Origin of the sequence: Herbaspirillum sp. AP02 (assembly GCF_015767275.1) — a bacterium.
GTDB lineage: Bacteria > Pseudomonadota > Gammaproteobacteria > Burkholderiales > Burkholderiaceae_D > Herbaspirillum.
This window is the reverse complement of record NZ_JADWMY010000007.1, coordinates 278411-299556: the sequence shown is the minus strand read 5'-3', so window position 1 is coordinate 299556 and position 21146 is coordinate 278411. Positions and strand designations below refer to the sequence as shown.

Genomic DNA, 21146 nt, shown 5'->3' with positions numbered 1-21146 from the left:
TTAGATGCATTCCGATCGTCTCACGGCTATTGGATTTTGCTCAAGAAATCGGCGCTCATCTAGAAGATGAAGCGGTTCGGATGGCCATGCGGACCGGCGTAGATCTAATAAGAGTTGTCCCGCCCAAACAGCCTGCCAAAACGTTCGTTGAGCTAGATCTATCGAACCGCCCAAATTGTCCCGAATCCAGTTAATAGCCGCCGTCAAGGACATTCCTTCCAAAACGGCAGAATGCTCGGCGCAAAAACTGATGGTGCTGTGAGGCACTATGTCTTTCTCTTCTTTGGGTAGCCCCCACGGCAGCGCCGCGCGAACAGTCCTTCCAATCTGCTTGTCAAAGCTTTGTGGTGTGATCAGGAGCCAAGCGACGTCTTGGCTTTCCCAATAATGCTTTTCGATGGAAAGAAGACTTCGTTTTCTTGGAGAGAGTGAATCCGTATCGGATTTAACGCTAACGGCAAGCAATTGATAGTTGCCATCGGTCGATTTCAACGTAACTGCGAAGTCTGTACTCATTATCCAGGGGGATCTGCTTTTGCCATCAGCGATCGTTGGATGCTTAATTCCCAGTCGCTCAGCGCAAGATAACGTTCCAGGGGCTAATTTGTTCAGCTCGTATGAGCTGTATGCTGTGAGATGAGGAACGCTTTCGTATAGATTCAGGCTCATCTGTTCTCGGACGTCGACGATGTCGGCGAGCATTGTGATGAAGGTGAATACGTCCGACTCTATGTCGGATAGAGTGTGATGACTTCTTTGTGTATGCACCCACTGTAAAAGCTGAGATCGTCCGCTGCTGGCCGGGTCACCTCTAGTGACCTGATGCCAAGGTTTGTAATCCGACAATGTGCCAGTTCCTCGGCCGCCTTTATGCCAATTTGCGATCTTCGTCGGACTGAATCGATTTCCTTTTCGCATATAAATGGCTTTGTCGATTTACGCATGAATGTTATTGGTGAAGAGCGGCTTAGGACGTGAGCCCGGAGATGAGTAACCAGAGAACTCATTTCTAATGAAATTGAATGTGATTTGCAGACCTGAAATTTCCAGGAATTCAGCTTTCTCGAGCACTTATTCCTTCTTGAGCTGTGCGTCGCGCGCCTAGCCGCTGAAATACATTTGCCAGCACTAGAATGATTGCTCGGGGAAGGGCGATGTGCTACCGACAATAGTCGGAATTTTGCGTGTTAGTAAGCAGTGATGTCCCAAACGATTACGGGGGATGAACGGTGCGATGTAATCAAAGGCGCGATAAGAGAGAGCTGCGGCAGGTGTAACCTTCCCATGACGCTGTTCGTTGCTATATCCGGCGGGAAACTACGACATTGAGTTGAAATTGACTAGGCATGAATTTTCCAGTAAATTAATTCGCATGCCCCCCGAGGCCTTAGCTGTACCTCAGTTCCACGAGGTACCGAAAAAAACCCAGCTTCTGCTGGGTTTTTTGTTTCTGTCGTTAGCTGCGGTGAGCGCCCACTGCTCAGGCGGCCGAACAGGTGCTTTCGAGTCAAAGCGTTCGCTTAGAGGTGCCATCGAATCCAGCAGCGGCCCGCTGTAATGGCGCCGTTGCTTTGGATTGACGTCTATTTGCTGCCCGGCTAACTTAGATGGGCACCATGGTCTAGGCCTCAGGCTTCAGTCTCAAGATGGTTCGACCAGCCTCGTACCGAGGGACTTAGCAAGTGAAGTAAGGATATCGGTCACAGAATTTTGGCGCGTCTGTTGGGCTCGAGCCTGAAATGAGCGGCATCAGCGGGCATGGCCCTGATTTATCGCCCAGCCTCTCAAATCTTCCGCCTTCGGTTGAGACGCGCTGCGGCCACGCCTTGGGGACAGAGAACCCCACCTAATGGTCCGACATTTTGCTGGCGCAGGTCCACAGAATGAGGTGCTGACAGATTTATTGGGGTAACCAGCACGACATTTACCTCAATTCACAGTAACATTACACCGTTTTTTCTGATTAGATGCTTCTGCATGCGCTCACTTTCGCCAGACTATCTCGCCAGGCTACGTTTCGATACGCAGCAGTTGGCGACGCTGCGCGCCCTGGGTGAGTACCGCGGCAAGCAGCAGCTCTATGTCGCCCAGTCGCCCGACGTCTTGAACGATCTGCGCCAGGTGGCTGCAGTGGAGTCTACCGAGTCCTCAAACCGTTTGGAGGGCGTGGTGGTGGTGGCGCACCGGCTCAAGTCACTGGTGCTCAAGAACGCCGCGCCGCAGAGCCGATCCGAGCAAGAGGTGGCAGGCTACCGCGACGCGCTGAGCCTGATCCACGAGAGCGGGAGCCAGATGCCGTTCTCGGAAGGCACCGTGTTGCAGCTTCACGGCATTTTGTATCGCTACCTGCCTCAACCAGGCGGGCACTGGAAGGCAACCAATAACGACATCATCGCGCGCTACCGCACGGCGCTGGATCAACATCTGGCCGACCCGCTGGTGCTGGTGCCGCTGGTCGTCCTTGACTTCCTCTGCGGCCATCCGTTCCCGGGTGGCAATGGACGCATGGCGAGACTGTTGACACTGCAGTTGCTCTACCACTTCGACTACGCCGTAGGCCGCTTCATCAGCCTGGAGCGGATTTTCGAGGAATCGAAAGAAAGCTATTACGAGACACTGGAGGCCAGCTCGCAGCACTGGCATGACGCTGCGCACAACATCGCCCCGTGGCTGAATTACTTCTGGGGTGCTCTATTGCGCGCCTATAAAGAGTTTGAAGAACGAGTGGGCGCTATCGAGCGCGGGCGCGGAGCCAAGGGGGGCCGTGTGCGCGTTGAGATTCTCAGGCGCCAGCTTCCCTTCTCCATCTCGGAAATTGAGGAGGCCTGTCCTGGCGTCAGCCGCGACATGGTGCGGGTGGTTCTGCGTGCGGTGAAGGCTGAAGGATTGATTGAACCAAATGGCAAAGGCAGAGGCGCCAAATGGCAGCATAAACAGCCATGACCCTCGGCAGGGCTGCCATGCCCTTTGACGCGTCACGCGTCCACAAAGAAAACAAGGAAGAGCAGAATCGTGGATGACGTTTTTCAGTTTCGCAACCAGTTGGTTGACCGTTACAGTAACTTCTCTCGCAGCTTTGTTCGCATTGCTGCGGATGACATCCGAAAGGAAGTCGAGCGCCAGTACCAGGATGGTCGCTACTGGCCCGAGCCACTGGTTCAGATCAATCCCAACTACCAGCGCAAAGGCACCGTTCAGTCGTTGGCAGCGGAAGGTGTGTTGCACCCTGCGTGCGCGGACGTCTTTCAGGTTGGGAAACCCGAGGGCCATCCGCAACCGCTCCACCTCTACGCCCATCAGTTGCAAGCTCTCGCCAAGGGGCAGTCGGGCCAAAGTTATGTCGTGACAACAGGAACAGGATCCGGCAAGTCACTGTCCTTCTTCATCCCCATCATTGACCGCATCATCAAAGCCAAGACAGAGGGGGATAAGGCGCGCACACGAGCCATCGTCATTTACCCGATGAACGCTTTGGCAAACAGTCAACTGGAAGAACTCGACAAGTTCCTCCATGGCTACGGGGCAGATGAACGCCCATTCACCGTCGCACGCTACACCGGCCAGGAAAAAAAGTCTGAGCGCGATGCCATAGCGGACAACCCACCAGACATCCTGCTCACCAACTTCATGATGCTGGAGTACATCCTCACCCGCTTCGATGATGTGGATCGCCGGGTGGTTGACCATTGCGAGGACCTTGAGTTCTTAGTGCTGGATGAACTCCACACCTACAGGGGCCGGCAGGGAGCCGATGTGGCCCTGCTCGTTCGTCGCCTACGCGAACGGCTCAAGGCCGACAAGCTTGTGTGTATCGGCACGTCCGCCACCATGTCGAGCGCGGGTACCCAAGCAGATCGAAACCGCACTGTGGCCGAGGTGGCCACCAAACTTTTTGGCGCTCACATCAGTGAGCACGATGTGATCGGCGAAACGCTAGAACGCGTCACGAACCCGCTCAAAGACGTCGCAGCGATTGCCGCCGAATTGCCAGCCGCCGTCGTGCGCGAGCAGTTCGGATGGCCAGACTTTGAAGCGTTTCAGCGCGATCCATTGTCCATCTGGGTCGAGCTCAACCTTGGCATTGAGCTACCCGATCACGAACCCCCAAGACGAGCCAAGCCCAAGACACTTCAGGTCGCCAGCGAGAATTTAGCGCTGGACGCCAAGTGCGATGTGGCGCTGGCTCGAGCGGCGTTGCAAAAGTTTCTGGTGGCTGCCCATGAGGTGCGAACACCCCAAGGGCGCCCGCCCTTTGCCTTCAAGCTCCACCAATTCATCAGCGGCCCCGGCAAGGTACTCACCACACTGGAGACCTCAGGTCAGCGGCACATCACCCTGGATGCGCAACGCTTCGCGCCAGGTCGACAGGACGAAGGCGTACATCTGTATGCCGCTCACTTTTGCCGGGATTGCGGCCAAGAGTACCTGCCCGTGTGGCAGTCTGGGCAACGCCCACTCACTTATCTGCCCAGAGAGATCGACGACGTCACCGCAGACGACAATGAAGACACCAGCTACGGGTTTCTCTGTCCAACGAAAGGCGGACAGCAGTATGGCGGTCAGATCGACGATCTGCCTGAGGCGTGGCTGGACCTGAGCCGCGAAGAGCCGAAAGTCAAGCCAGCCTACAGAAAGGCCATCCCCTATCGTGTCGCCGCCGATCCTAAAGGGCACGATGGATCGGGTGAGGATTTCTGGTTCATTCCAGGCAAATTCCGCTTCTGCCTGAGTTGTGGCGTGGTGCATGAGGCACATGGCAAGGATGCTAATCGCCTGTCCAGCCTGTCCGGTGAGGGCCGATCCTCGGCCACCACGATGATTGCGCTGAGCGCCCTGCAACAGCTCTTCGCTTTGCCAGACCCCTCGCTTGCGCAACCCGACCCACGTAAGCTTTTGGGGTTCACCGACAACCGGCAGGATGCCGCCTTGCAGGCAGGGCATTTCAACGACTTCATCTTCTTGCTAACCCTGCGTTCGGGCCTGATTGGGGCCCTGCAGGACAACGCTGGCGTGCTCAACGAAGAGCAGCTCGCTGATGCCGTTTTCAAAGCGCTTGGCTTCCAACAGGTGGAGCAAAGCATCTTGGTGGAATACTTGCGCTCTCCCAAGCTGATGGGCCTGGCACGTCAAGAGGCACAGCGTACCCTGCGCTTCATCATCGCCTATCGACTGCTGCGTGACCTGCGCAGAGGCTGGCGATACAACAACCCCAATCTCGATCAGCTCGGTCTGGTTACCATCCGCTATCGCGGCCTGGTCGAGTTTTCCGCTGATGCTGGTGCATTTGCGAAAAACAAGGTGTTGTCCGGTCTCAGCCCGGCACACCGCACTCAATTGAGCGAGCTGCTGTTTGACAATCTGCGTCGCCATCTGTGTCTTGAAACCCGGTATCTTGACCCTGTCGAGCACGACAAAGCGCGCACGAGCGGACATACCTACCTCACGGAGCGCTGGGCTTTTGCTCCCGATGAAAAGCTCGAGACGGGCCGCTATCTGATTTTGGGCAAACGCCCTGAATACAAAGGCAAGCCACGAACCGACCTTGTCACCGGCGGCGCGCGCTCGCGATTGCTGCGGCTGGTCAAGACATCCAGCTTCTGGCAAGACACCGTCTTTGCTGGTGAGGTCAAACGCTGGAAGGACCCTGAATGGGTTGAACTCATCGAAGCGCTGCTGCGTGCGGCAGGCGACTACGGCTATGTTCAGAAGCACGCCATCGACGCGCAATTGGCAGGCTGGCGCCTGAACGCCGCCGCCTTGGACTGGTGCCTGACGAGTGATCAGGCGCTTGGTGATGACAGCAGGGTCAACACCTTCTTCCGAGAGCTCTACCTCAGCGTGGCCGATCTGCTGCGCCTGCCGTCTCACCCCCTGTTCGAGTTCGAGGCCCAAGAACACACCGCACAGGTTGACGCCCCGCGCCGCCAGCTGCTGGAGCAGCGCTTCCGCTACACCGACAAAGACCGCAACGACTGGTCGCAGAACCCCGCGCACGAGGCTCCGTTGGAGCGCTTGCCCGTCATGTTCTGCTCACCCACCATGGAGCTGGGCGTGGACATCTCCGCGCTCAATACTGTGTATCTGCGGAACATGCCGCCAACCCCAGCCAATTACGCGCAGCGCAGTGGCCGGGCGGGCCGCTCCGGCCAACAGGCTTTGGTCGTCACTTATTGCGCTGCGCTCAGTCCGCACGATCAATGGTTCTTCCACCATGCCAACGACATGGTGCACGGCGTGGTTCGCGCGCCCACACTGGATCTGGCCAACCGAGACCTCGTGGACAGCCACTTGCAGGCCGTGTGGCTGGCCAGCACGCAAGCCCCGCTGGATGCCAGCATCGCCCCAATGCTGGATCTGGACCAGCCAGGCAAGCCGCTCAAACAGAGCTACCAAGACGCCTTCAACGCACCCGGAGTGCGTGAACGCGCCATGGGCAGCGCGCAGCGCGTCGTGGACCAGCTTCTGACCGATTTGAACGGCAGCCACTGGTTCACAACTGAGTACGTGCAGCAGGTCATCGAGCGCGCTCCCCAACAGTTTTCGGGCGCCTTGGAACGCTGGCGTGTCCTGTTCGACGCCACTCGACAGCAGATGAACATGGCCGACCAAATCGTCAAGAGCCATACAGCGTCGCACGCCGAGCGTCAAAACGCCCAACGCCGCTACGGTGACGCCGCACGACAGTACGCCGTGCTCCTAAAGTCGGGTAACAGCCAGAACACCGATTTCTACACCTACCGCTACCTGGCCAGCCAGGGTTTCCTGCCGGGCTATAACTTCCCTCGCCTGCCCCTCATGGCCTGGATTCCAGCGCGCGGCGGGCAGACCACCAACGGCAAAGACGACGAGGGCAGCATGGTCAGCCGCCCCCGGTTCCTGGCCCTGTCTGAGTTCGGACCGCGCAGCCTCATCTACCACCAGGGGCGCATGTACCGCGTGGTGCGTGCCAAGCTCAACGTGGGCAATACCGACCACATCTCAGGCAACAGTCAGCTTTCGACGATCACCTCCTTGGTGTGCAGCCAATGCGGCTATGGCCACCTGGGTGAGCCGGGCGGCGGGCAGCCGCTGGTCAACCGCTGCGAAAACTGCGATGCGCTGCTGACGGAAACCGATTGGGTGCGCGAGCTCTACCGCATCGAGACGGTTGAAACCCTGCCCGTCGAACGCATCTCCATCAACGACGAAGACCGTCAGCGACAAGGCTTCGAGCTGCAGACCACATACCGTTTTCTGCCCGGGCCCGATGGCAAGATTCAGAAACAGAAAGCCGATGTTCTGCAGAGCGAGGAGGCCCTGGCCGAGCTCAGCTACGCGCCGGCTGCACGTATCTGGCGCATAAATCGGGGATGGCGCCGTCGCAAAGACAAAGAGCAGTTGGGCTTCTACATCAACCCCATCACGGGCACCTGGAGCAAGCAGGATGCCCCGGATGCGGGCGACGATAACGGCAATGATGACGCGCTTATGGACAAGGTGCCCAACCAGCGCATCGTCCCTTTCGTTGAAGATCATCGCAACCTGCTGATTCTTGCGCCGGTGCATGCGCTTTCGCTGGAGGCCATGGCCACGTTGCAGGCTGCGCTCAAGCGTGGTATCGAGATGACTTTTCAGATCGAAGAGTCCGAGCTCGTGGCCGAGCCATTGCCAAAGCTCGACGAACGCCGCGCGCTCCTGTTCTATGAGGCCGCGGAAGGCGGGGCAGGCGTGCTCACCCGGCTGGCCAATGACTCCGCCAGCTTGGCCCTGGTTGCACAAAATGCGCTGCGGCTCCTGCATCACATAGATCCCGCCGATGGCATCTGGCGGATTGAAGACCTGTCTGCGCTGGAAGAAACCAATAACCTCGGCAACCACATCTGCGAGGCTGGCTGCTACCAGTGCCTGCTCTCGTACTTCAACCAGCCTGACCACGAGCACATCAACCGCCGCAACCCCGAGGCGCTCAAGCTGCTGGTTGCCATGGCCAACGCTCAGGTCAGGTTGCGCCCCTCAGATGACAGTTCACCGGTGGGCCAAGCCGGCACCGCCGGTGCTGAACCAACAGATGACACGCCCCAGGCGCGCTGGCTGGCTGCCCTGCATCAGGCAGGCCTCGCTACGCCAGAAGCCTTGAACATCCCCGTCAATCAGGGCGCAGCCACCGCCGCGGCGCAGTACAAGGCCGCGCGCGCCTTGGTGTTCCTCAGCCCGGTCGATGCCGCCACAGCCGCCTCGCTGCAAGACAAGGGCTGGCAAGTGCTGGACTTCTCTGAACCCGAACATTGGTCCCAGCGCTTCGCTGAACACCCCGCCGTGTTCGGCCCGGCCAGCTGATATCCCCGAACGCATCCCATGACAACCCTTGAACACGACTTTCAGCCTGGCAACCTGGTTCGCGCCCGTGGCCGCGAATGGGTGGTGCAGACCGACTCACACCGCGACTGGCTGCGCTTGCGCCCTCTGGGCGGCGCAGAAGACGAAACGATCGCCCTGATCCCCGAGCTGGAACTGGCGCCAGTTGAACACGCCACTTTTGACCTGCCGGATCCAGCCCTCGCTGGCAACCATGCGGCAGCCGTCCTACTACGCGACGCTTTGCGCCTCACTCTGCGCGCCGGGGCCGGCCCGTTCCGGTCGTTCGGCAACATCGCGGTGGAGCCACGTGGCTACCAACTGGTGCCCCTGCTGATGGCCCTGCGCCTGTCCACAGTTCGCCTGTTGATTGCCGACGACGTGGGCATCGGCAAAACCATTGAAGCCGGGCTGATTGCCCGCGAGTTGATGGACCGAGGAGAAATTGCCCGTATCGCCGTGCTGTGCCCACCCCACTTGGTCGAGCAATGGCAATCCGAGCTCGAAACCCGGTTCAACCTTCATGCCGTCGCGCTCACGGCATCGTCCGCCGCCCGTGTCGAGCGCGAACTGCCTCACGGTGTGGCTCTGTTCGATCACCACCCCGTGGTGGTGGTGAGCCTGGACTACATCAAGAGCGAACGCAACCGCGAGCAATTCATCGCCACCGCTCCCGAATGCATCATCGTGGACGAGGCCCACACCTGCGCCAGCAGCGGCGCCGGCAAGCAACTTCGCTTTGAACTGTTGCAGCGACTGGGCAGGAACGAGCACAGGCATCTGATCCTGCTCACGGCCACACCACACTCCGGCGACGAAGTCGCCTTCTACAACCTGCTGTCGTTGCTGGATCAGCGCTTCCTGGCGCTGCAAGGTCGCATGTCGGCCAGTGATCCACTGCGCCAGGAACTGGCTCGCCATTTCGTGCAACGCCGTCGCAAGGACATCGCCGAATGGCAGGCCGAAACAGAAGACGGCCGCGGCTTTGCCCGGCGCATGAAAACCGAGCTGACTTACCAGCTCAGTGGCGACTGGGGCAACTTCTTCGACGCCGTGCAGGACTACTGCCGCGAACTGGCAGAGACCGCCGAACGCGAGGGGGTGGCCGGAGGCTCGGGCCTCATGTGGTACGCCACGCTCGCCTTGCTGCGTTGCGTGGCATCCTCCCCCGCCGCTGCGGTCAAAGCCTTGACCACGCGTCTTGAAGGCACTCAGTCCGAAGAAGGCCTGCTGACCGACGAGCGCCTGCACGATGGCGCGGCCGATGACCTATCGGCCAGCGATCTGGAACCCCCAGCTCAGGTGCAAGACGCGTCCCGCCTGCAAGAACTCATCACCACTGCCAAGCGTCTCTCCGGCCAGTCCGGCGACCCCAAGCTGGCCGCATTGATTCAGCATGTCGACCAACTGCTCAAAGACGGCTACCACCCAGTGGTGTTCTGCCGCTACATCGCCACCGCGCACTACGTAGCGGACCACCTCAAAGCTAAGTTTCCGCAGGCAACCATCGAGGCCATCACAGGCGAATTCACACCCGAAGAGCGGCGTGAGCGCGTGGAGGACATGGGCGAAGCCGATAGCCGCATCCTGGTGGCAACCGATTGCCTGTCGGAAGGCATCAACCTGCAGCACCTGTTCACCGCAGTCGTCCACTACGACCTGGCCTGGAACCCCACGCGCCACGAACAACGCGAAGGCCGAGTAGACCGCTTTGGCCAGCAAGCCCCTGAAGTGCGCTGCACCATGCTCTACGGGCAAGACAACCCGATCGACGGCTTTGTGCTGAAGGTCATCTTGCGCAAGGGCGAGGCGATCCAGAAGGAGCTGGGCGTGATGGTCCCTCTGCCCGAAGACGATGCCCGCATCAATCAGGCCTTGGTCAAGGCCGCGCTGATGCGCCGCGAGCACAGGGCACCGGCCATCATGCTGCAAGAGTCCTTCGACTTTGGCGAGCCGGAACACCTGCTCGCGCCCTTGCAGGCCCAGTGGCAAGACGCACTGGAGAAGGCCAAGGCCAACCGCACAGTGTTTGCGCAGCGTCGCATTCGCCCTGACGAGGTACTGCCCGAGTGGCACAAACAGCAGCAAGCCCTGGGTGGTCAAGCCGATGTGAAGCGCTTTCTGCAAAGCGCCTGCGTACGCCTGGGCTCGCCGCTGGATAGTACGCGCCGCGCCAACCAGGTGCGCTTCACCCCTCAACACCTGCCCGAGGCCTTGCGCATGCGCTTGGCCGATGAAGGGCTGGACGCAGCTCAGCTGATCGACTTCGACGAACTGCACCGCAGCCACCCCCTCGTGGGCCTGCTGGCCCAACACCTGCTGGAAGACGCGCTGGGCAACACCCAGCCCGTAGCAGCCCGCTGCGCAGCCACGCTGACCAACGACGTGGAAGTGGCAACCACGCTGTACCTGCTGCGCGTGCGGCATCAGCTCAGCTACGTGCGCCGCCGCGAACCCTTCCAGATGATGGCCGAAGAGACCGTGGCCCTGGCCGTACGCGGCCGAGCAAACCCAGAGTGGCTGGCCGATGACCAGGCGTCCCGCCTCATCGAATGCACCCCCAGTGGCAACCTGCCGCCTGAGGCTGTGCAGCGCGAGGTGCGCCACGCCCTCGAATTCCTGGCCGCCCATCCTCAGCAGTTGCAAGCCCTGGCGCAGCAACGCGCTGATGCCCTTCTGGACGACCACAAGCGTGTGCGTGAAGCCGCTCGCGACGTGGGCCAGTACAACGTCAAACCCTGCCTGCCGGTGGATGTGATGGGCGTTTACGTGCTCCTGCCCGATTCGCTGTAAGCCTGAGCCAAGAAAAACATGAAACGCATACGCAACAGCAAGCACCAAGCCACGCTTAACCTGCCCACCATTCAACTGGAAGGCAGCCTGTTCCTGCCCGATCAGTTGGAAAAAGCCGCGCAAAGCCGCGCTCAAGGCCAGACCGAGGTCGACTACGGTGTGCCCAAGGGCGTCAAGCTCAAAGACGAATACAGCCGCGCCTTCCAGATTGCCTGCGCGCAGTGGCAACACTTCGCCGCCCAGTTGGACCGTGCCGACGTAGATGCCCACCGGCTCACCATTGGTTTTGTGAGCGAACTGCTCCGCGACGCCTTGGGCTACACCCCAGTACAGCCCACCACTTCGGTGCAAGTGGCCGCCATGGCCTACCCCGTCAACGTGATGGCAGGCCGCATGGCAGTGTTGGTAGCCCCGCACAACCTGGCTCTGGACGATGCCGACCCACGTTTCGCAGTGGCGGGCAGTGGCAACCGCAAGAAGTCTGCCTTCCAGGCCATGCAAGAGCTGCTCAACGCCAGCCCTGAGCACACCTGGGGCATCGTCAGCAACGGCAAGCAACTCCGCCTGTTGCGCGATGCGGCCTCGCTCACCCGGCCAACCTATTTGGAATTCGACCTGGCCGATCTGCTGGGCGGCCAGCGTTATGCCGAGTTCGCCAGCGTGTGGCGTCTGCTGCACGGCAGCCGTGCACCGCAATCTGGTGGCGCCGCGTGCGTCTGGGAGCAGTGGCGCGAAGCAGGCAAAGCCGAGGGCACGCGTGTACGCGACGGTCTGCGCAACGGAGTCGAGAAAGCCCTGCTCACCTTTGGCGAAGGCTTCCTGCAGCACCCCATCAACGATGCACTGCGCGCCGCGCTGCACGACGGCAGCCTGAGCAAGGACGCCTACTTCCAGCAACTGCTGCGCCTCATCTACCGGCTGATCTTTGTCTTCACCGTGGAAGAGCGCGGTGTGTTGCATCCGGTTGATGACAGCGCCGAGGCAGTGGCTGCCCGCAAGGCCTATTCCGCAGGCTATGCACTGAGCCGTCTGCGTGAGTTGTGCCTAAAGCGCCGTGCCCGCAATCGGCATGACGACCACTGGCAGGTCATCCGCATCGTATGGCGTGGCTTGGCCCACGGCCAGTCCCGGCTGGCATTGCCCGCTCTCGGTGGCCTGTTCGCGGAAGACCAATGTCCGCACCTGGACACCGCCAGCCTGCACAACACCCACATGCTGGCGGCTCTGCAGCACCTACGCTGGGCCGTCATCGCCCAAGGCAAGACCAGCAGCCTCACCCCGGTGGACTACCGCAACATGGGGCCAGAAGAACTGGGCAGCGTGTATGAAAGCCTGCTGGAGCTGACGCCTACGATTAACCTGCCAGCCCGTAGTTTTGGCTTCCTCGGCGTAACCGGCGAGGGCAGCGCTGCCGGCAACCAACGGAAGACCAGCGGTAGCTACTACACCCCGGACAATTTGGTTCAGGAATTGATTCGCACGGCGCTCGATCCGCTGATTGATCAACAACTGGCAAAACACCCAGACGGTCCGATTGAGGCCCTGCTATCTCTTAGCGTTGTTGACCCTTCCTGCGGCAGCGGTCACTTCTTATTGGCAGCTGCACGACGAATTGCTGAAAAGCTGGCCGTTCTTGAGTCTCCCGACGGTGCGATCACACCGCAAGGCTACCGACACGCCTTGCGTGAGGTTGTCGCCAACTGCGTCTACGGCGTGGACCGAAATCCTATGGCCATTGAACTGTGCAAAGTTGCACTATGGCTGGAGAGCGTTGAACCAGGACGTCCGCTGGGCTTTCTTGATGCTCACGTTCGCTGTGGCGACGCACTGCTGGGAGTACATGATCTGTCCGTATTGCGAGCCGGCATTCCCAACGAAGCGTTTGCCCCCCTGAAGGATGTGTTGGCCGACACGGGCATTTCGGGGCAATCGGTGGACAACCGTGAGGCAGGCTCAGCACTACGACGCCGAAATATCGGCGAGCGAGCGCAACCTACATTGCCCCTGGCAGGCCTGAACCTTGGCATTCCAGACGAGTTGGATGCAGTGCTTGCCCGGCTGAGCCGCGACGACGATGGCCTATCTGATGTTGAAGCGAAACGTCAACTCTACGAACATGCCCGCGCCGATGGGACCTTGACTTGGCGCCTGCTGCGAGCCTGCGATCTCTGGACGGCCGCCTTCTTTAGCGTTAAGCAACCGGTAGAGCGGCAGGGGCGAGAGCACACGCCCACGTCGGATACGGTTTGGCGGTTTTTGGGTGATCCAACCAGCCTCGCGTCACACGTCGCCGAGGAAACTGAGGCCTTACGCCAGCAGTATCGATTCTTCCATTGGCCACTGGAGTTCCCGGAGGTATTCAAACGTGGCGGCTTTTCTCTGGTACTGGGTAACCCTCCATGGGAGACCATGAGTCCCGACGCCAAAGAGTTTTTCGCCAAGCACGAACCCGTGATTGCCAGCATGGCGCCCTCGCAGCAGCAAGCACGTATCGCTGAGTTGCTGACCACGCCCGTCATTCTTCACGAGTGGGAGAGGCATGCGCGCGAACTATATGCGGCCGTGCGTTTCATCAAAGACAGTGGCCGGTACCGGATGTTTGCCGCAGGCAACCTGGGCAAAGGCGATTTCAATGTTTATCGCCAGTTCGTTGAGCTAGCGCTGACGTTTGCCGCATCTGACGGGTTCGCTGCGCAGATCGTACCTGAGAACTTTTACAACGGCGCAAATGCATCAGCTATTCGTGCTGCGTTGTTTGGAGAGTTCCGTCTCACAACGCTCTTTGGCTTCGAGAACACTCGCGGCGTGTGGTTTCAAGATATCGATACGCGGATGAAATTTGCGCTTTACTGTGCGCAACGAGGTGGCGTAACTTCCGAATTTCCAGCGGCCTTTTCCATCAATTCAGAAGACCGTTTACAAGTCGCCCGCGAACGGCCACTTCACTTGCCGGTCGCCCTGCTGCGCGAGTTCTCGCCAGAAGCAATTGCCGTGATGGAGTTCTCCAATCAGCTCGAGATTGACATCGCGCGCAAGATGTACGCACGATTTCCACGGCTCGGGGACGAAATCGAAGGTCTACCGACTTGGGTGCCTGCGACTGAAATACACATGGGCAATGACAATGAGCTCTTCACTACGGATACGCGCGGCTGGCCGCTGTATCAGGGCAGCATGGTCACGCACCACGACTATCGGGCGAAAGGGTACGTGTCGGGTCATGGTCGTAATGTGACTTGGGAACCGTTGACTTTTGGGACGGAGGAAAAATGCATCCGGCCACAGTGGCGCATCCTGCCCGAGAAAATTCCGAACAAGATTCATGATCGGGTACGTCGGTATCGGATTGGATTTTGTGATGTCGGCAACTCCACGAATCAGCGCGCACTCATGGCTGCGATGATTCCTCCAAACACCGTATGTGGCCACAAAGTTCCGACTATCGAATTTGAACCTAGTAGTCCAGCGATCATGCTCCTCTGGCTGGCAGTGGGGAACACGTTGGCGATGGATTTCATCGTGCGCATGAAGGTCGCGTTAACAATGTCGTTGTCGATCCTTGCATCGTTGCCGTTTCCAAGAACTGTAGCAACTGGGAGCGCCGCCGCCAGGGCGTGTGCGTTGGCGGCCCGGCTTTCATGCGCTGGCGCAGAGATGGAAGGACTCGTCGAAGAACTTGCAAAAACTCCGGAGTTGGCAGGCCAAGACATCACTCCGGCGCACGATCCGGCGGAGCGAGCGCAGTTATCCGCCGAGCTGGACATTATCGTTGCTCGCAACTTATTCGGACTGACGCGAGAGGAAGTGCAATACCTTTTGGAACCGCGCGATGTACTTGGACCAGACTGCACTGCAGAGACCTTTGCTGCATTGCGAAGGGCCGAGGAACGAGAACATGGAGAGTACCGGACCAAGCGCTTGGTCCTTCGTGAGTTTGACCGTATGGATCTTGCTGAAGCCAATGGGGAGCCCTACGGTGCTCTGCTCAGCCACCTCCCAGGGGCACAGGCGACTCGCAGTTACTCCGCCCATGGCGTAATTCGAGATGAAGCCGATGCCCACCTTGCCGGCCTGCTGCTCACGATCATTCAGCAGGCAGGTCGAATGCCTCGCCGCGAGTTGACCCAGGCGCTAACGCTTGCAGGCCGCGCTGACTTGCAGGGGCGCTTTGTGGACACTCAGGGTGTCGCCCGGCTTCGTGCGTTCGAGCAAACGCATCCCGGTGTGTTCGACAGCGCGAGGTTGCCGGGCGACCGCATGCACCAGTGGACTCGTCACTTTGAGGCGACGGGCGTGATCCGGCTGCACGCAGCCACTGACCTAATCGAGCGCATTCAAACAGTGGCACTTCCTGCCTATGCGCTGGTGACTGCAGAAACCGCACCGGTGGCGACGGTGCTGGTTCAAGCAGCTACTCGAGCCTTCGCGGGGATGACTGCGGCCGATGAAGGTACGGCAGCTACGGCCCCGTCAATTAAACAAGCCTGAATGGGAGGACGGCGCTGTGAAGCAACTGACCAAGCATTTATCGACAGACAGAAGCGCGCCGCGCCTGTGGTTTGAGTGCTTGGCCCTGTTCGACGAACCGGGCGAAGATCACGTGCTGCGCACGATCTCCTTTCAACGCGGGCTGAACATCGTGTGGGCCAAAGAGCCAACCGCCGGCCGTGCCAAAGGCACACGCGCGGCCGGGCATGGTGTGGGCAAGTCCTCGCTGTGCCTCTTGCTGAGGTTGTGCATGGGCGATACTTCTGAAGCCGTGGCGGAATTGCGTGACGAGCTGGTCGGAGAATTTCCGCAAGGCGGCGTCATTGCCGTGATGCATGTGGACGGACAGCCCTTCACTTTGTGTCGGTACTTCAATGCGCACAAGGAGGGCGTGGCCTGCCCGGGTACGGAGATCACTGGCATCTGGACTCGCCAGACCGAGGGCAGTGACCGTGCTTTTCTCAAGAAGCTCGCGGACGACATGATGAGCCGGGTCGCGCCCAAGAGCATTCCCGAGACTGGCCAGGCCATCGAATGGCGGCATTTGCTGGCCTGGATCAGCCGGGATCAAGGGTCACGGTTCAAGTCGTTCTTTGCCTGGCGCGACGGTGAAGGAAATTTGCTGCAACGTCGCCGTCAGGATCCACCCATCGTCATGCGAGCAGTGCTTGGTCTCTTGGACAAGGGAGAGTCCGCGCTTTTGACCAAGGCGGCTGAGTTGGAGGATAGCGTCAAGAAGGCGAAGGAGAAAACCGAAGCTCTGATGAAGGAGCCTGCGCTAATCCGCCGCCGAATCGAGTCGAGCCTGAGAGCTCGCGGCCAGCTGCCTGATGATTTGCCTATCCGCGTCGACGACCTTTTCGGGGACTCGGTGGAACGTCGCATCAGGGCAGCAAGCGAGGAGGCCGAAAAGCGGTTGGCACAGTGGAACGCCAAGCAGGAAGCGGACGACCAAGCCGTAGCCGACCTGCGAGCCGAGTTGAAGCTGGTGCAGGTTGAACACGAAAAAGCCAAAACTGAGTTTGACCTTGCAGATGCCGCCAGGCGAGGTGATGAGGCAGCATTTCGTTCCCTGGGAACGCAGTTGCTCAAACTTAGGCAGCTGACTGGGCATTGCGAAGAAGGTAATGTGCGGTTCTCCGAATGCCAGCATGTGAAGGCGGAGATACACCTACTGGAGCAGGCCAGCATCCGCGATGCCCGAGACAAGAAGAACCTCCAACTTGCAATGGATGAGTCAGTTTCCCGTGCAGGCAGGGTGTTATTGCGCAAGAACGGACTGGCGCAGCGAATTGAGGCGATGCAGCTGAACGAAAAGACGCTCATCACCACGCAGAGCCGGACTCGACTGGCCAAGCGGACTGCCGAGCTTGAAGCCAATAAATGGCCTGCCCTGCTGGAAGAACTTGCTCGCTGGGAAAGCTCCTCTGGGTCGGCGCAGGCACAGGCTGATATCGAAGCTTCTCGTGCTCAGAGCATTCAGGTTGAGCAGGACCTTGGACGTGTTCAGACCCAACTGGTTGTGCTGCAGCAGAATAAGTCCGACCGAGAAAAATCACTTGCATCAATCACCGACGGCCTGACCCAACAATTGTTCCCCGACGGTGCGTTTGGCACCTTTGATCCGCGTGACGAGCAGCGGCCATTTCGGCTCTCCATGCGCGGGGGAGAAGCCTTCCGAGTCTTGGAGGTCCTGCTCGGCGATATAGCTTGCATGCTGGACAGTCCACGCACGGAGGGCGCTTTGCCAGGGCTCTTCATTCATGATTGCCCTCGAGAGGCGGACATGAGCACAGGGCTCTATGAGAACTTCCTGTCACTGATCGATACCCTCCAAAAGGAGCAGTATCCAGACGGTCAACTGCCGTTTCAATACATCGTCACGACGACTACGCCCCCTCCCTTAGACCTGCAGGGCGACGTTGTCCGCTTGACTCTTGACCCCAGCTCAGATGAAGGATTGTTATTCCGTCGTAGGTTCATTGCAGAGCGGCAGGAAGCATTGCGGTAGGCGCCCATGTCGGATTCCATTTTCAATACTGCCGTGACAACGTTGATGAACCCGCTCCAGAGAGCCTTGGTCGAAAAGGCGGGCCACGATCATGGCTTCGAGCATGTAGTCGCCAGCGAGCCAGATGGTGTACTGCTGGCTTCAGCACGGCACGTCGCAACCGCGCAGGTAGTTGTCCAGCCCGCAGGCGGTTACCTGCTGCGCTTGCGCGCCGAAACGCCAGCCCTGCTACCCGAGATGCGCCGCTCATTTCCCCAGCATCGTCAAACCGATGGCTTTTCTGCCGACACGGTAGCGAGCTTGGCGACTTTGCTTCGTCGTGCCGCTGGTTTGGCGCGTGCCCTGCCCAGCCAAGCTGCCAACGACTATGAGGCGACAGTGGCCGGCCAGTTGGCTCAACTGCCACCAAACCTTGGCGGAACAGAGGTGGAACGACTGGTCCGTCAGAGAGTAGGACAGCAGAAATTCCGGGAGGCCATGCTTGACTACTGGGGCGGCGCCTGCGCTGTGACAGCCGTGGCGCTGCCCGAGGTGCTTCGCGCCAGCCATGCAAAACCATGGGTAGAGTGCGCCAGCGATGCGGAGCGACTGGACGTGTTTAACGGCTTTTTGCTGGTGGCCAATTTGGATGCGCTGTTTGATCGGTTTCTGATCAGCTTTGACGATGACGGCGGACTTTTGATCTCGCCAACATTGACGGATGAGATCCGGAGTCACCTGGGGCTACATCCCGGTATGGCGCTGCGCTGGCTCAGCGACGCGCATCGCGTGTACTTGGCTTTGCATCGCACGCGGTTGCAGGGAGCGGGGGGCTGAAAGATCACAGTACAAGGTGCCTCCACGCTTTCCTCAAGCCGTCACCGAGTATTTTTTCATTGACTCTACGGTTGAGCCCACCGTTATCCGGCCGCTTATCAGTGACGTCATGCTGCAAAAACAGTTGTGCTGTGCCTTGGCCCTGCACTTGCGGCTGAGTGACGGCTTTCAAATTTCTAGCTGGATGGCGGCGCAGGGGCGGCTCGAGCCAGCGCGCGGAGAATCCAGCAATCGACTGGCGGCTTTCACCCGAGAAGCGGTCGTTCAGACCGGACGCGGTCAACGGCCGGTATTGGCCGTCGAGGCCACGCGGGCACAGGGTGCCGAATGATTCGATGTCAGCGTATATTCTTAGTCAGCAAGGCGCTCCCCAGGATGTTCGACGACTTCACTGTCAAACTTTTCACTGGACTAAGTGCAGAGGCGGTCAAATCTCGAGGCCAAGAAGGAGCCTGAAGCGTATGTTGCTGGACTTGGGAAAGCAGGTATGCGAGGAGGGCAAATCGGCAGGAGGAAACCGAAAATAGGCCGAAGCCGAAAATTTCCAGTCCCAGAAATGAAAAACGCCAACCGGTGAGGGCTGGCGCTTTTACTTGGAACATTCTTGGTGGCCCGGGGCGGAATCGAACCACCGACATAAAGATTTTCAATCCTAGAGCTGCACGAAAAACTTGTCTCAGACTTTAATTACATGTCTCAGACTTTAATTGCATGTCTCTGACTATAATTGTATGGAACAAAACTGTCAGAAATCCCATCCCCCTCACTCCACCGTCACCGACTTCGCCAGATTCCGCGGCTTGTCCACATCCGTCCCCCTTGCCAATGCCGTGTGATACGACAGCAACTGCAGCGGCACCACATGCAGGATAGGCGAGAGCACGCCGTAATGTTCCGGCATACGGATCACGTGTACGCCTTCGGCCGAGGTGATGCGTGAATCGCCGTCGGCGAAGACATACAACTGTCCACCGCGTGCGCGCACTTCCTGCATGTTGGACTTGAGCTTTTCCACCAACGCGTCGTTGGGTGCAATCGTCACCACCGGCATCTGGTCGGTGACCAGTGCCAGTGGGCCATGCTTGAGTTCGCCAGCGGCGTAGGCCTCGGCGTGGATATAAGTGATTTCCTTGAGCTTGAGCGCGCCTTCCAGTGCGATCGGGTAATGCAGGCCGCGGCCCAGGAAAAGGGCGTTCTCGCGTCGCGCAAAGGCTTCGGACCAGGCCGCGATGCTGGGCTCCAGTGCCAGTACGCTTTGCAGGGCTGCCGGCAGGTGACGCATGGCCTTGAGGTGGGCTTCTTCTTCCTCGTCAGTCAGCAGGCCACGGGTCTGTGCCAGTGCCAGCGTGAGCAGGAACAATGCCGCCAACTGAGTGGTAAAGGCCTTGGTCGAAGCTACACCCACCTCCACGCCGGCGCGGGTGATGTAGGCCAGTTCGCATTCGCGCACCATGGCGCTGGTGGCCACATTGCAGATGGTCAGCGTATGCGGCATGCCCAGGCTGCGGGCATGCTTCAGTGCGGCCAGGGTGTCGGCGGTCTCGCCGCTCTGCGAGATGGTGACCACCAGTGACTTCGGGTTGGGCACGCTGTCGCGGTAGCGGTATTCGCTGGCGATCTCTACGTTGACGGGGATGCGGGCTATCGATTCCAGCCAGTATTTGGCGGTCAGGCCGGCATAGTAGCTGGTGCCGCAGGCCAGGATCAGGATCGAGTCGATCTCCTTGAAGACCTTGTAGGCCTTGTCGCCGAAGAGCTCGGGCATGATGCGCACCACGCCTTCCAGGGTGTCGGCGATGGCACGCGGCTGCTCGAAGATTTCCTTCTGCATGTAATGCTGGTAAGGGCCCAGTTCCACCGCGCTGGTGTAGGCCTGCACCGTGCGTACTTCGCGCTCGGCTGGTCGGCCGTTGCTGTCGACGATCCAGACCTTTTGCAGTTGCAGGTCGACGACGTCGCCTTCTTCCAGGTAGATGATCTGGTCGGTCGTGCCGGCCAGGGCCATGGCGTCGGAGGCGACGAAGTTCTGCCCCTCGCCCACGCCCACGATCAGGGGCGAACCCTGGCGTGCCGCGACCACGCGGTGCGGTTCGTCGGCGCAGAAGACGGCAATCGCATAGGCGCCAGTCAGACGGCGCACGGCTTGCTGTACGGTGTGGAAGAGGTCGCCGTCATACATGTGGTCGACCAGGTGGGCGATCACTTCGGTGTCGGTCTGGCTCTCGAAGATATAACCGGCCGCCTGCAGTTCAGCACGCAGTTCGTCGTGGTTCTCGATGATGCCGTTGTGAACCAGCGCAATGCGGTCACGCGAGAAGTGCGGGTGGGCATTGTGCGTGGCAGGGGCGCCGTGGGTGGCCCAGCGGGTGTGGGCGATGCCGGTGAAGCCGGCCAGGCCGGTCTGGGCAATCTGCTGCTGCAGGTCGGCCACGCGGGAGGTGCTGCGCGAGCGCTGCAGCTTGCCATCCACGTGCAGTGCCACTCCGCAGGAGTCGTAACCACGGTATTCAAGGCGCTTCAGGCCTTCGAGCAGGATGGGGGTGACGTTTTGTTGCGCTACTGCGCCGACGATGCCGCACATGAAATGCCTCACTGGAGAAGATGTGCATGCATGGTAGGGCAGACAGATTGAAATAAGATTTCTAAAATAAATAGGATTTGAATTAATATTGCTTAAAACTAGGTGGTAGAAATATTGCTTCAA

At 59.5% G+C, this 21146-nt stretch carries 8 protein-coding genes; 6 read left to right on the top strand and 2 right to left on the bottom strand.

Annotation, left to right across the window (positions count from 1 at the left end):
• The gene (locus tag I5R65_RS16165) at positions 1 to 669 is read right to left on the bottom strand and encodes a TnsA endonuclease N-terminal domain-containing protein (RefSeq protein WP_180668623.1); all 669 of its coding nucleotides are present in this window, start codon (positions 667 to 669) and stop codon (positions 1 to 3) included.
• Between the two features lie 1308 nt (positions 670 to 1977).
• Here I5R65_RS16165 and I5R65_RS16160 point away from each other — a divergent pair.
• The 6 genes from I5R65_RS16160 to I5R65_RS16135 all read left to right on the top strand — a co-directional run bounded on the left by I5R65_RS16160 (position 1978) and on the right by I5R65_RS16135 (position 18442).
• Positions 1978 to 2943, top strand: coding sequence for a Fic family protein (locus I5R65_RS16160; protein ID WP_180668622.1), 966 nt, complete (start codon positions 1978 to 1980; stop codon positions 2941 to 2943).
• A 69-nt stretch (positions 2944 to 3012) separates the two neighbouring features.
• Positions 3013 to 8316, top strand: a complete 5304-nt coding sequence (locus I5R65_RS16155) for a DEAD/DEAH box helicase (RefSeq protein WP_180668621.1) — start codon at positions 3013 to 3015, stop codon at positions 8314 to 8316.
• Between the two features lie 18 nt (positions 8317 to 8334).
• Complete coding sequence (locus tag I5R65_RS16150; protein ID WP_180668620.1) at positions 8335 to 11127, top strand: helicase-related protein; 2793 nt, start codon at positions 8335 to 8337, stop codon at positions 11125 to 11127.
• Between the two features lie 18 nt (positions 11128 to 11145).
• Complete coding sequence (locus tag I5R65_RS16145) at positions 11146 to 15615, top strand: N-6 DNA methylase (protein ID WP_180668619.1); 4470 nt, start codon at positions 11146 to 11148, stop codon at positions 15613 to 15615.
• A gap of 16 nt (positions 15616 to 15631) precedes the next feature.
• Complete coding sequence (locus I5R65_RS16140) at positions 15632 to 17626, top strand: hypothetical protein (protein ID WP_180668618.1); 1995 nt, start codon at positions 15632 to 15634, stop codon at positions 17624 to 17626.
• A gap of 6 nt (positions 17627 to 17632) precedes the next feature.
• Complete coding sequence (locus I5R65_RS16135; protein WP_196872194.1) at positions 17633 to 18442, top strand: HNH endonuclease; 810 nt, start codon at positions 17633 to 17635, stop codon at positions 18440 to 18442.
• A 763-nt stretch (positions 18443 to 19205) separates the two neighbouring features.
• Here I5R65_RS16135 and glmS read toward each other — a convergent pair.
• On the bottom strand, positions 19206 to 21023 hold the full coding sequence (glmS, locus tag I5R65_RS16130; RefSeq protein WP_180668617.1) for a glutamine--fructose-6-phosphate transaminase (isomerizing): 1818 nt from the start codon (positions 21021 to 21023) through the stop codon (positions 19206 to 19208).
• Positions 21024 to 21146: the final 123 nt, after the last annotated feature.

Bases quoted from the DNA above. Each gene is read 5' to 3' on its own strand.
- I5R65_RS16165 (WP_180668623.1), bottom strand. From the start codon at position 669: ATGAGCCTGAATCTATACGAAAGCGTTCCTCATCTCACAGCATACAGC.
- I5R65_RS16160 (WP_180668622.1), top strand. From the start codon at position 1,978: ATGCGCTCACTTTCGCCAGACTATCTCGCCAGGCTACGTTTCGATACG.
- I5R65_RS16150 (WP_180668620.1), top strand. From the start codon at position 8,335: ATGACAACCCTTGAACACGACTTTCAGCCTGGCAACCTGGTTCGCGCC.
- I5R65_RS16145 (WP_180668619.1), top strand. From the start codon at position 11,146: ATGAAACGCATACGCAACAGCAAGCACCAAGCCACGCTTAACCTGCCC.
- I5R65_RS16135 (WP_196872194.1), top strand. From the start codon at position 17,633: ATGTCGGATTCCATTTTCAATACTGCCGTGACAACGTTGATGAACCCG.
- glmS (WP_180668617.1), bottom strand. From the start codon at position 21,023: ATGTGCGGCATCGTCGGCGCAGTAGCGCAACAAAACGTCACCCCCATC.